The organism is Bacillus sp. RZ2MS9 (genome assembly GCF_001816185.2).
Lineage (GTDB): Bacteria > Bacillota > Bacilli > Bacillales > Bacillaceae_G > Bacillus_A > Bacillus_A cereus.
This window is the reverse complement of record NZ_CP049978.1, coordinates 5,144,459-5,156,586: the sequence shown is the minus strand read 5'-3', so window position 1 is coordinate 5,156,586 and position 12,128 is coordinate 5,144,459. Positions and strand designations below refer to the sequence as shown.

Genomic DNA, 12,128 nt, shown 5'->3' with positions numbered 1-12,128 from the left:
TATGATCCGCACGGAAGAGATGCTTTTGAATGTAGGACCTCAGCATCCGAGTACACATGGTGTGTTCAGGCTCGTAATTAAGATTGACGGGGAAATTATTAAAGAAGCTACACCTGTTATTGGGTATTTACATCGCGGGACGGAAAAGATCGCTGAGAGCTTACAGTATACGCAAATTATTCCTTATACAGATCGAATGGACTATTTATCAGCTATGACGAATAATTACGTCATTTGCCATGCTGTAGAGACGATGATGGGGCTTGAAATTCCAGAGCGTGCCGAATACTTGCGAGTACTTGCGATGGAGCTAGGAAGAATTGCAAGCCATCTCGTTTGGTGGGGGACGAATCTTCTTGATATAGGAGCGGTTAGCCCGTTTTTGTACGCGTTTCGTGAACGAGAGATGATTATAAATTTATTAAATGAATTATGCGGGGCACGGCTTACTTTTAACTATATGAGAGTTGGTGGTGTGAAGTGGGATGCGCCAGATGGTTGGATTGAAAAGGTGGAAGAGTTTGTTCCGTATATGAGGGAGCAACTGGCAGGTTATCATGATCTTGTTAGCGGTAATGAGATTTTCTTAAATCGTGTGAAAGGCGTTGGTATATATAGCGCGGAAGAAGCGATTTCGTATTCTTTAAGCGGAGCAAATTTGCGGTGCACTGGAGTAAACTGGGATCTTCGCAAAGATGAGCCGTATTCGATTTATGATCGTTTTGATTTTGATATTCCTGTTGGAAGCGTGGGAGATGCTTGGGATCGCTACGTTTGCCGAATGCAAGAAATCGAGGAGTCTTTAAAGATTGTTGAGCAAGCGGTTCAGCAGTTCCCGAAAGATGGAGCTGTGCTGGCAAAAGTACCAAAAATTATTAAGGCACCTAAGGGAGAAGCATTTGTACGTATCGAATCGCCGCGCGGAGAGATTGGGTGTTATATCGCTAGTGACGGAAAGAAAGAGCCGTACCGTTTGAAGTTTCGTAGGCCATCTTTTTATAACTTGCAAATTTTACCGAAGTTATTGAAAGGTGAAAACATCGCTAATTTAATTACGATTTTAGGTGGAGTTGATATTGTACTTGGGGAGGTTGATGGCTAATGATTGAGACGCTCTTACAATCACCTTCAAGCTGGACGAATTTCTTCATTTTTTTCGGATTAGCGGTACTTCTACTATTTGCAGTCCTTGGCTTCGTTACATATGGAATCTTGGCAGAACGGAAAGTGATGGGGTTTATGCAAGGGCGGATTGGCCCAAACCAGGTTGGAGGCCGATTTGGTTTACTGCAAACGGTAGCTGATGTTTTAAAACTATTATTGAAAGAAGATAGTATTCCGAAAGCAGCAGATAAACCGCTGTTTATATTAGCGCCTGTCATTGCATTTGCACCAGCATTTATGGTGCTTGCGGTTATCCCGTTCACTGATAAATTTCAATTTGCAGATATTGGAGTTGGGCTACTTTATTATATTGCTGTTTCCGGTATTACGACGATAGGTGTTGTAACTGGGGGATGGGCATCGAATAATAAATATTCCCTTTTAGGAGGGATGCGTGCGGCGGCGCAAATGATTTCTTATGAGATTCCGCTCGTAATGAGTGTAATTGGTATCGTTTTGCTAGCTGGTAGCCTGAATTTAAATGAGATTGTAGCGGCGCAGGAGAAGGTTTGGTACATTTTCGTACAGCCAATTGGCTTCGTCGTTTTCTTAATCGCAGCAGTTGCAGAGTTAAATAGAACGCCATTCGATTTGCCAGAAGCGGAGTCAGAACTTGTTTCTGGATATCATACGGAATACTCAGGTTTTCGCTGGGCGTTTTTCATGCTTTCAGAGTACGTATATTTCTTCGGGATGGCATCGTTAATTACAGTGCTCTTTTTAGGCGGATGGAATCCAGTCATGTTTCTTGGATTTATCCCAGGTGCCGTATGGTTTGCTTTGAAATTTAGCAGTGTAGTCTTTCTATTAATTTGGTTCCGCGTTACGTTCCCGCGTATAAGAGGTGACCAGTTAATGGAGTTTGGTTGGAAAGTATTATTGCCGATTGCACTTGCAAATATTTTCTTAACGGCATTGATTAAGGAGTTATTCTTCTAATCTATGAGGGGGGTGCCAGTAAGAGATGAAAGGACTATTTAAAGGATTAAAATATACATTAAGTAATTTGAGCAAGAAGAAGGTAACGTATGATTATCCAAATCAACCGTTGCCGTTGCCAGACCGTTTTCGTGGAATTCAAAAATTTTATCCGGAGAAATGTATTGTTTGTAATCAGTGCTCTAACATTTGTCCGACAGACTGTATTCAGTTAACAGGAAAGAAACATCCGGATCCTACGAAAAAAGGAAAAATTATCGACACGTATGATATTAATTTTGAAATTTGTATTCTTTGTGATTTATGTACAGAAGTTTGTCCGACAGAGGCAATTGTCATGACAAATAACTTTGAACTCGCGGAATATTCACGTGATGACTTATTTAAAAATTTGCAGTGGCTTGACGAAAACGACGAAAACGTCAGGAAGGAGAACAAGGCATGAATGGCGAGTTTGTAGCATTCTTTATACTATCCTTGTCTGCAATTATCGGCGGTGTTCTTATGTTGAACTTAACGAAAGTTATGCACATGATGCTAGCTCTCGTTCTGACATTTCTCAGCATTGCAGGTTTGTATTTTCTTTTATCAGCTGAATTTATAGGCGTTGCACAAATTTTACTTTACTCTGGTGCAATCACAATTATTATGATTTTCGGCATTATGTTAACGAAACATAACGCGGAAAATGAATCGCGTCTTACTCTTCGAAAATGGATTATCTTCTTTGCAGTTGTAGCATTTGGAGCGGTTATGTATTTCGCTGTTAATAATGTTGATTTTGCAAATGAAAGCACACAAGGAAGTTTACCTCTCCATGAAAACAACACACTTCAAATCGGTACGCTTCTCTATTCAAAATATATTATCCCATTTGAACTAACTTCAGTTATTTTACTTGTAGCACTCGTTGGCGCGATTGTACTTGCGAAAAAGGATGAGAAAGAGGAGGATTCCAATGAGTAGCGTTCCAGCTTCTGCATATTTAACACTTGCGATTATTTTGTTTTGCATCGGTCTATTTGGAGCTTTAACAAAGCGGAATACAGTAATCGTATTAGTTTGTATCGAATTAATGCTGAATGCTGCCAATTTAAACTTAGTGGCGTTTAGTAAATTAGGCTTATTTCCGAATTTAACAGGTCAAATTTTCTCACTGTTTACGATGGCTGTAGCGGCAGCGGAAGCGGCGGTAGGACTCGCTATTTTAATTGCTTTATATCGTAATCGTACAACAGTTCAGGTGGATGAAATGGATACGCTTAAAGGATAGCATTGTGACCGAAAAAGGGGGAAGGAAACAATGATCGATTATGCATGGCTCATACCGCTTTTCCCACTCGTTTCGTTTTTGTTACTTATTATATTCGGGAAGAAAATTAGAGAAGGAAGCAGCGTACTTAGTATTTTTTTCGTCTTTCTCTCCTTTATACTTGCGGTACTTGTGTTAATAGAAAGGTTTTCAGAAGCAAGCGTGAAGCATAAGTGGGTGTGGCTTAGAGCTGGAGATGTGGATATATCATTCGGCTTTGAAGTGACTGCATTAGGAGCTTTAATGTTATTTATCGTGACGCTTGTGAGTCTACTTGTACATGTGTATTCGAAAGGTTATATGAAAGGTGATGAACGATTACCAACCTTTTACGCATATTTAGGACTCTTTACATTTGCGATGTTAGGGCTTGTTATATCAACGAATTTATTACAGCTTTATATATTTTGGGAATTAGTTGGCCTTGGTTCATTTTTACTTATCGGTTTTTATTTCTTTAAAGAAGAAGCGAAGGCTGCTGCAAAAAAGGCTTTTATTATGACCCGTATTGGGGATGTTGGTTTATTTATCGGGATGATCTTAATTTTTTGGTACGCAGGTAGTTTTGAATATGACGCAATATTTAGGGCGATTTATACAGGGGATCTACCTCCTTACATGATTACAATAACAGCGATATTAATTTTTATCGGGGCGATGGGAAAATCAGGTCAGTTCCCGCTTCATACGTGGTTGCCAGATGCAATGGAGGGGCCAACGCCCGTTTCGGCACTTATTCACGCGGCGACGATGGTCGCGGCTGGCGTATATTTAGTAGCGACGATGTTCCCTCTATTTTCAGCAAGTACAGTGGCGATGCAGACAGTGGCAATCGTTGGAGCTTTCACTGCAATCTTTGCGGCCTCTATCGGTCTTGTGCAAACAGATATAAAGAGGGTGCTTGCTTATTCTACAGTTAGCCAGCTCGGGTATATGATGCTCGCGTTAGGTTCTGCCGGCTATGTAGCTGGTATATTCCATTTAACGACACACGCTTTTTTTAAAGCACTACTATTTTTGGCAGCAGGAAGTGTAATTCATGCTGTGCATACGCAAAACATTAATAAAATGGGCGGTTTACAGAAGAAGATGAAAGTAACTGGTACGCTATTTTTAATAGGTACCCTTGCCATTAGCGGTGTTCCGCTGCTTTCCGGTTTTTTCAGCAAAGATGAAATTTTAGCGGCGACGTGGATGAATGGCAATTACGTTTTATTTACTTTAGCAGTAATTGCGGCGTTTTTAACAGCATTTTATATGTTCCGCCTATACTTTCTTGTCTTTACTGGAGAAACGAAGACGAAGGAAGAAGTGCATGAATCGCCTCGCGTTATGACGTATCCAATGATTGTTCTCGGCGTTCTTGCGGTAGTGGCAGGATATATAAATACACCATGGTTTGGGACATTTCTCGGAGATTGGTTGACGAAAGATGTAGGGTTTAAGGTTGAAGAAGCGCATGGACCAGTTTGGATTATGATTGTTGCGACACTCGTTTCATTTGCGGGAATCGCTCTTGCATATTTCATATATGGCAAGAAATCAATTTCTAGAGATTGGGCTGGGGGTACGGAAACATCTCTTTATAATCTTTTGAAAGAAAAATATTATGTGGATGAACTATACAACATGACGGTGATCCCTATTACGAAAGGAATCGCTCATGTGCTTCGCTTATTTGAAGTGTATGTAGTCGAAGGAATTGCAGTTTTAATTGGAAGTGTAGTTAAAGGCACAAGTAATCTTGGATCGAAACTTCAAAACGGGAATGTACAAGTGTACGGTACTGTAACGGCGGTTTCGCTCGCTGTACTCGTCATTATTTTGCTCTATACGGGAGGGGATTTACGATGAATGATTTGTTGTTAACGTTCTTCATTTTTTCCCCGCTTTTAGGAATTTTATTGCTTGTATTAACACCGAAAAAGGAATTGCGTACAGTGCGGGCGCTTGGCTTATTTGGGACGGCACTTCCATTTGGAATCGCTATCGTCCTCGCTTGTACATATGCTTCTGGAAAGAATTTGTCACTATTTGATGAAAAGGTGAAATGGATTAAGTTTGGAGATTTTACAGCGGTGGATAAAAGGTGGTTTTCTATTTATTACGAGCTCGGTATTGATGGTTTGTCGCTTGTCATGATGGTACTGACGGCTCTTCTAGCGATGCTTGCAGCAATTGCAGCCTTTTCTATTAAAAGAAACTTAAAAGCATTTTATATGCTGTTACTTATGCTAGAAATAGGAATGCTCGGCGTCTTTGCTGCTCAAAACTTAATGTTGTTTTTTATCTTCTTTGAAATTACGTTGCCACCAATGTTCTTATTAATTGGAAAGTGGGGAAAATTGTCGAGTGAAAAGGCTGCGTATAGTTATTTAATATATAACGGTATTGGCTCAGCTATTTTGCTCATTGTTTTCTCAATTTTGTTCGCGAAAACAGGTACAACAAATATTGTGGAGCTGAAAGAGATATTAAGAAGCGTAAGTGCAGAAGGAGAACTTGTCATCCCAAGTAGTTTGCAGCTTAGTGTATTTATTGCCATAATGATTGCCTTTGCAATTAAACTACCTGTTTTTCCGTTGCACCGCTGGATGGTCAATGTACACATAGAAGCGCATCCAGCTGTAGTTATGCTTCATGCTGGAGTTTTGCTAAAGATTGGAGCGTACGGTATTATTCGCTTCGGGAAAGGGCTATTCCCGGAATATTTTCACGATGTTGCAACACTAATTGCGATATTAGGCGTAATTAATTTATTATACGGTGCCTTTTTAGCGCTCATCCAAACGGACTTTAGGAAAGTACTGGCTTACTCTAGTATTTCGCATATGGGAATTGTGTTAATGGGACTTGCGTCACTTAATGCACCTGGTACACAAGGAGCGTTATTCCAAGTTGTATCACATGGTTTAATTGCAGCCTTGCTCTTCTTCCTACTGGGTGTTATAGAACAACGATTTGGAACTTCGGATATTACGGTGCTAGGCGGACTTGCGAAAAGTGTACCGATACTTAGCGGATTCTTTTTAGCAGGAGGAATGGCCTCGCTTGGATTACCAGGGATGTCTGGGTTTGTTAGTGAATTTCTTGCCTTTCTCGGTTTATTTCAAGGAGAGCCCGTCATTGCTGCAGTCGGTGTGATTGGCATCATTTTAACCGCTGTATACGTATTAAGGGCGACACTTCAAGTGACATTTGGAAAGAAAGAGTGGGAAGCAAAATCTGATATACACGGATGGGAGTATGTCCCTGTTTTACTACTTATCTTTTGTATTATTGCAATTGGAGTTATGCCAGAGTTACTAGGGGATCCGCTTCAAAATACATTGAAAACATTGGGGGTGAAGTAGGATGGATATGAATACGTTACTTAGCTTATCGTGGCATCTAATGGTGCCAGAATTTATTATTCTCGGCGCCGCCATCCTCCTTTCCATATGTGATTTGTTTTTTAAGCTGAATCATAGATATGTAGCTCTTGGTGCGATTGCTGCTATCGTATTAGCAATCGTGTCATTAATTACGCTATATAGCGAACCAGCTGGAGATATTTTAAACGGATCGTTTGTGTTAGATGGATTTTCAAAAGGGTTTAAAACATTGCTATTAGGTGCCTCAGCTCTCATTTTATGTACCGCAATGAGCGATGATAAGAAGAATCCAATTGAAGATAAGGGTGAATATTATTACTTATTTTTAATGGCACTTCTTGGTGCGATGTTCATGGCTTCTAGTGTTGATTTCATTACCCTTTTCGTTGGTTTGGAGTTACTTTCACTTTCTTCCTATATTTTAGTAGGAATACGAAAAAAGAGCCGTGCATCAAATGAAGCGGCAATGAAATACGTCATTAGCGGAGGAATCGGAACGGCGATTACGCTCTTCGGAATGAGTTATTTATACGGTATTACAGGTTCAACTAACATTGTAGATATGCAAAAGGTACTCACTGGGGAACTCGCTAGTGGTATTCAGTTATTGTTAGCTCTCGCATTTCTTTTATTGCTAGTTGGTCTCTCATTTAAAATTGCCACAGTGCCGTTTCATATGTGGGCACCTGATGTGTATGAAGGAGCGGCTACACCTGTTACTGCTTTTCTTGGAACGATTTCTAAAATTGCTGGGTTCCTGCTCATTATTCGTTTGTTCCTTATGGTTTTTGCAAGTGTATTAATACAAGGAGATATGCAATCTTTATATGGGCATATGAGTATATATATCGCGGTGTTAGCAAGTATTACGATGATTGTTGGGAATGTAGTTGCGTTAAAACAATACAATATAAAGCGTTTATTTGCTTATTCGGGCATTGCTCATGCGGGGTATTTACTCGTTCCACTTGTGGCATTATCACCATTTACGATGGATAGCATGTGGTTTTATATGCTGGCATACATGCTTATGAATATAGGTGCATTTGCTATCATCCACGGCTTAATCTTACAAAATGATGAGGAAAATATAACGATTTTCACAGGTTTATATAAAAGGTCACCATTTGCAGCGATTATGATGACTATCTTTATTTTATCGCTGGCTGGGATACCAGGAACGGCTGGCTTCATTGGAAAGATTAACATCTTTTTAGGCGCGCTTCATGTAGAGCCAGCACATTACGTACTAGCTTCGATTATGATGGGTACGACGGTTGTTTCATTCGTATATTATTTCCGTATTTTACAACAAATGTTTTTCCGCACAGGAGAGACAGAAGAGAGAATACGGTTACCGTTAAATATAAAGGTTGTTATGAGTCTTTGTGCAATTTCGATTGTAATACTAGGGATTATGCCGATGATTGGGTACAATTTCTTTTATGAATATTTTCCATTAATGAAAGATTTCTTCTTCTTAGGGAACGTGGTACAATAGTGAAAATAAAAGGTGTGGAGTCAGTACTCTGCGCTTTTTATTTTGTGTTAACTTGTAATGTAGATATACGTTTTTGGAAAGAAAATCACGATGTAAAATGTAAGATGTCTATGTGCATTTGAAAAAGTGTAGCTCCTACTTATTATGGTATCGTTTTTATATTCTTTCATAAGTAGTAGCTGAGTAAAAAGGGGTCGATTTTTTGGCACAACTTTTAGGGCAACAAGCACTGATTGCCATTGTTTCGCATTTATTGTTTATTACCATTACGTGGTGGGCCTTACAAGGCATTCACATTGAGCGTTTAATGAAGTCCGGAAAAGTGCTGCAGACGCGAGTATTACTCATCTTAATTACAATTGCAATTGGGACATCTGTAAGTAACTTTTTCCTTGATTATTTAGGCTATTCGAAGAGTTTAACGTATTTAGTAAAGTAAGTGTATAGAACCTCAAATCTCCGTTAACAATGGGGATAGGAGGGGATGAAATTGAAGCTTAAAGCCATTCTTATTGTTGCACTTAGTGTTGTTTTATTTTTGGTTGGATATAGAGAGATGAAACCGATAAGCGATGAACAGAAAATGGAGAGCATGATCAAGGCTTTAGAGAAAAATGATGCTAAAGTAGAAAAATGGTCATGGTTAGCGAGAGAAACAAAAACAATTTCTAACATACATACGTTTCAAAAGTTGTTAAACGATGTGAAGGAAAAGGCAAATATTCAAAAGTGGGAAGTAGAGCAATCTCCAGATGGATATAAAGCTACATCCTATAAAAAGCTTTCTTCTTATGAAGAACGAGTAGTAGTAACTTGGAGTAAAGAAAATACTAAAGAAAACACTTTCATTATCTTTGAAGTAAGTGGGGCGAAATGGGACCCGAAGTATGTTCAAAACATGAATAAAATTTTTAGTGAAAAACCTATAATTTACACTTGTGTTCAAGGTGTACTGAATGATAAGATTGAAGGTGTTTTGCAAAATAAAACCAATCAGGTTTTGAAAGATCTTTCAGCAAGAGCGATCGAACAAGTAGAAGAAAGAGCATTTGTGTCAGTCTCCGCATACAATAAAAAGTGGGATGACGCTCTTTCAACAAATAGAGAGAAAATAAATGTGCAAATAGCAATACGTTCTACAGACAACAAAGATACAATTGTGGTTGGCACACCGATCATAACTTCTGAGTATTGAGTGAATAGATACTGAAAAAAGGACACGGAGGGGAATAATTTGGAAAAGATCATCGTCCGTGGCGGAAAGCGGTTAAACGGCACAGTGCGTGTTGAGGGCGCAAAAAATGCTGTATTACCTATAATCGCTGCAGCCCTATTAGCGAGTGATGGAAAGAATGTACTATCTGAAGTACCAGTTTTGTCTGATGTATACACAATTAATGAGGTATTACGTCATTTAAATGCTGAAGTCGTATTTGAAAATAATCAAGTAACAATCGATTCTTCTAAAGAACTAAACATTGAAGCACCATTTGAATATGTACGTAAAATGCGTGCATCTGTTCAAGTAATGGGACCATTATTAGCACGTAACGGTCGTGCTCGTATTGCACTTCCTGGTGGATGTGCAATTGGTTCACGTCCAATTGACCAACATTTAAAAGGCTTCGAAGCAATGGGAGCAAAAGTACAGGTTGGTAACGGTTTTGTTGAGGCATATGTTGAGGGAGAACTAAAAGGAGCTAAAATCTACTTAGACTTCCCAAGCGTAGGCGCGACAGAAAACATTATGTCTGCAGCTACATTAGCAAAAGGGACAACAATTCTTGAAAACGCAGCGAAAGAACCAGAAATCGTTGACTTAGCTAACTTCTTAAATGCGATGGGAGCGAAAGTACGCGGAGCTGGAACTGGAACGATTCGTATCGAAGGCGTTGATAAATTATATGGTGCAAACCACTCTATTATTCCTGACCGTATTGAAGCGGGAACATTCATGGTTGCAGCAGCAATTACTGGTGGAGACATCTTAATTGAAAATGCTGTACCTGAACATTTACGCTCAATTACAGCGAAAATGGAAGAAATGGGTGTTAAAATTATTGAGGAAAACGAAGGTGTACGTGTTATCGGCCCAGATAAGTTAAAAGCGGTTGATATTAAAACTATGCCTCACCCAGGTTTCCCAACAGACATGCAATCACAAATGATGGCATTATTACTACAAGCTGATGGAACAAGCATGATTACAGAAACGGTATTCGAAAACCGCTTTATGCACGTTGAAGAATTCCGTCGTATGAATGCTGATATTAAAATTGAAGGTCGTTCTGTTATTATGAACGGTCCAAACAGCTTACAAGGTGCTGAAGTAGCAGCAACTGACTTACGTGCTGCAGCTGCATTAATCTTAGCTGGTTTAGTATCAGAAGGTTATACTCGTGTAACTGAGTTAAAACATCTTGACCGTGGCTATGTAAACTTCCATAAGAAATTAGCTGCATTAGGTGCAACTATTGAACGTGTAAACGAAAAAGTAGAAGAAGTGAAAGAACAAGAAGTTTCTGATCTTCACGCTTAATTGAAATAGTCTCTATGTCTTTTGACATAGGGGCTATTTTTTTGGGTTATTACTGTTATAGTCAATAAATTCTATACTTATGCACGTACCAGTAAAAATATTTAGAAAATTTCTGTTTTATACTCTTCCCCTTAAGTATGTTCTAAAAGAAAGAGTTGTTCCATAAGAATGAATGGAGTAAAGCTTTTATATTGGGGGAAAATAGGATGAAATTTTCAAAGCCACTTTTTATTACAGTAGCGCTCTTAATAGCGCTCGTTATCATTGTACCTGCAGCCCTTGTTATTCCATTTGCGAAAGCAAAAGTAGGGGAAGAAACGGCCTCTAAAACTCCTCCAGCGATAGAAAGCATACCAGCTCCAGGAAAAGTAGATACAGCTGTTCAAGTTGCTGTATATCGCGAAAAACAGAAGAAGGTAGAAACATTACCAGTGGAGGAGTATGTGACAGGTGTAGTAGCTTCTGAGATGAATGCCAGTTTTGAAATAGAGGCACTAAAGGCGCAGGCATTAGCAGCGAGAACATTTGTAGTACAACGTATGCTAAGCGGAGGAAAGAAAAATAATGCGGACGTGACAGATACGGTGAAAGATCAAGTGTACAAAAGCAAAGATGAATTGAAGAAGCAATGGGGTAATAACTACGAAAATAATTTGAAGAAAATCGAAGAAGCCGTTTCGAAAACAGCAGGACAAGTTTTAACGTATGATGGAAAACCAATTTCAGCATCCTTCTTTTCAACGAGTAATGGCCGAACAGAAAATGCAGCTGACTATTGGGGAAATGATTATCCGTACTTGAAAAGTGTAGATAGTCCGTGGGATCAAGCCTCTCCAAAGTTTACGAGCGAGCAAACATTTACAGTAGCTGATTTTCAAAAACGTCTCGGTGTGAAAGTGCTAGCAGACGGGAAGGTTGGAAATATTAAAGACCTTACGGAAGGAAAGCGCGTAAAGGATGTAGCTTTTCAAGGAAAAACATTAACAGGAAAAGAAGTTCGTGAAAAGTTAGATTTACGTTCTTCTGATTTCACGTGGAAACAACAAGGAGATAAAATCATCGTTACAACGAAAGGCTTCGGTCACGGCGTTGGTATGAGTCAATACGGGGCGAACGGCATGGCAGCGGAAGGAAAGAAATATACAGATATCGTCGCTCATTACTATAAAGGCGTTGAAATAAAGACGATGAATGATTATGAAGGAAAACTGATGGTGAAGAAATAGGTGCAGAACTCTGGCACCTATTTTTTTCTGTTTAAAATATCATAATTTTCCATTAATTGTTTGATATAATAGG

General features: G+C 39.2%; 12 protein-coding genes. All 12 read left to right on the top strand.

Translation table 11 applies throughout. The features are described 5' to 3' along the window. Position 1: 1 nt before the first annotated feature. The 12 genes from nuoD to spoIID all read left to right on the top strand — a co-directional run bounded on the left by nuoD (position 2) and on the right by spoIID (position 12,055). On the top strand, positions 2 to 1,102 hold the full coding sequence (gene nuoD / locus BHV55_RS26380; protein WP_000621434.1) for an NADH-quinone oxidoreductase subunit NuoD: 1,101 nt from the start codon (positions 2 to 4) through the stop codon (positions 1,100 to 1,102). Then, positions 1,102 to 2,103 carry an NADH-quinone oxidoreductase subunit NuoH gene (nuoH, locus tag BHV55_RS26375; RefSeq protein WP_000573426.1) on the top strand — a complete coding sequence of 334 codons (1,002 nt, stop codon included), beginning with the start codon at positions 1,102 to 1,104 and terminating at the stop codon, positions 2,101 to 2,103. The genes nuoD and nuoH overlap by 1 nt, the downstream gene beginning before the upstream one ends. Before the next feature lie 25 nt (positions 2,104 to 2,128). Beyond that, the gene (gene nuoI / locus BHV55_RS26370; RefSeq protein ID WP_000677191.1) at positions 2,129 to 2,548 is read left to right on the top strand and encodes an NADH-quinone oxidoreductase subunit NuoI; all 420 of its coding nucleotides are present in this window, start codon (positions 2,129 to 2,131) and stop codon (positions 2,546 to 2,548) included. Then, complete coding sequence (locus BHV55_RS26365) at positions 2,545 to 3,069, top strand: NADH-quinone oxidoreductase subunit J (protein ID WP_001012814.1); 525 nt, start codon at positions 2,545 to 2,547, stop codon at positions 3,067 to 3,069. The genes nuoI and BHV55_RS26365 overlap by 4 nt, the downstream gene beginning before the upstream one ends. After that, a complete protein-coding gene (gene nuoK, locus BHV55_RS26360; RefSeq protein WP_000100079.1) occupies positions 3,062 to 3,376 on the top strand; it encodes an NADH-quinone oxidoreductase subunit NuoK in 315 nt (104 codons plus the stop codon). The genes BHV55_RS26365 and nuoK overlap by 8 nt, the downstream gene beginning before the upstream one ends. 30 nt (positions 3,377 to 3,406) lie before the next feature. Further along, positions 3,407 to 5,269, top strand: a complete 1,863-nt coding sequence (gene nuoL, locus BHV55_RS26355; protein ID WP_000568224.1) for an NADH-quinone oxidoreductase subunit L — start codon at positions 3,407 to 3,409, stop codon at positions 5,267 to 5,269. Beyond that, positions 5,266 to 6,768: an NADH-quinone oxidoreductase subunit M gene (locus tag BHV55_RS26350; protein WP_070757615.1), complete on the top strand. Its 1,503-nt coding sequence runs from the start codon at positions 5,266 to 5,268 to the stop codon at positions 6,766 to 6,768. Before nuoL ends, BHV55_RS26350 begins: the two co-directional genes overlap by 4 nt. Positions 6,769 to 6,775: 7 nt before the next feature. Further along, the gene (gene nuoN / locus BHV55_RS26345; RefSeq protein ID WP_033668383.1) at positions 6,776 to 8,290 is read left to right on the top strand and encodes an NADH-quinone oxidoreductase subunit NuoN; all 1,515 of its coding nucleotides are present in this window, start codon (positions 6,776 to 6,778) and stop codon (positions 8,288 to 8,290) included. 202 nt (positions 8,291 to 8,492) lie between these two features. Beyond that, complete coding sequence (locus BHV55_RS26340; protein WP_000057889.1) at positions 8,493 to 8,729, top strand: DUF1146 family protein; 237 nt, start codon at positions 8,493 to 8,495, stop codon at positions 8,727 to 8,729. Positions 8,730 to 8,780: 51 nt separating this feature from the next. Next, complete coding sequence (locus BHV55_RS26335; RefSeq protein WP_000767916.1) at positions 8,781 to 9,485, top strand: YwmB family TATA-box binding protein; 705 nt, start codon at positions 8,781 to 8,783, stop codon at positions 9,483 to 9,485. Between the two features lie 39 nt (positions 9,486 to 9,524). Beyond that, positions 9,525 to 10,829 (top strand): UDP-N-acetylglucosamine 1-carboxyvinyltransferase, encoded by a 1,305-nt coding sequence (murA, locus tag BHV55_RS26330; protein ID WP_000411274.1) that lies wholly within the window; start codon positions 9,525 to 9,527, stop codon positions 10,827 to 10,829. Positions 10,830 to 11,035: 206 nt separating this feature from the next. Then, positions 11,036 to 12,055: a stage II sporulation protein D gene (gene spoIID, locus BHV55_RS26325; RefSeq protein WP_000672663.1), complete on the top strand. Its 1,020-nt coding sequence runs from the start codon at positions 11,036 to 11,038 to the stop codon at positions 12,053 to 12,055. Positions 12,056 to 12,128 lie beyond the last annotated feature (73 nt).

Bases quoted from the DNA above. Each gene is read 5' to 3' on its own strand.
- nuoD (WP_000621434.1), top strand. From the start codon at position 2: ATGATCCGCACGGAAGAGATGCTTTTGAATGTAGGACCTCAGCATCCG.
- nuoH (WP_000573426.1), top strand. From the start codon at position 1,102: ATGATTGAGACGCTCTTACAATCACCTTCAAGCTGGACGAATTTCTTC.
- nuoI (WP_000677191.1), top strand. From the start codon at position 2,129: ATGAAAGGACTATTTAAAGGATTAAAATATACATTAAGTAATTTGAGC.
- BHV55_RS26365 (WP_001012814.1), top strand. From the start codon at position 2,545: ATGAATGGCGAGTTTGTAGCATTCTTTATACTATCCTTGTCTGCAATT.
- nuoK (WP_000100079.1), top strand. From the start codon at position 3,062: ATGAGTAGCGTTCCAGCTTCTGCATATTTAACACTTGCGATTATTTTG.
- nuoL (WP_000568224.1), top strand. From the start codon at position 3,407: ATGATCGATTATGCATGGCTCATACCGCTTTTCCCACTCGTTTCGTTT.
- BHV55_RS26350 (WP_070757615.1), top strand. From the start codon at position 5,266: ATGAATGATTTGTTGTTAACGTTCTTCATTTTTTCCCCGCTTTTAGGA.
- nuoN (WP_033668383.1), top strand. From the start codon at position 6,776: ATGAATACGTTACTTAGCTTATCGTGGCATCTAATGGTGCCAGAATTT.
- spoIID (WP_000672663.1), top strand. From the start codon at position 11,036: ATGAAATTTTCAAAGCCACTTTTTATTACAGTAGCGCTCTTAATAGCG.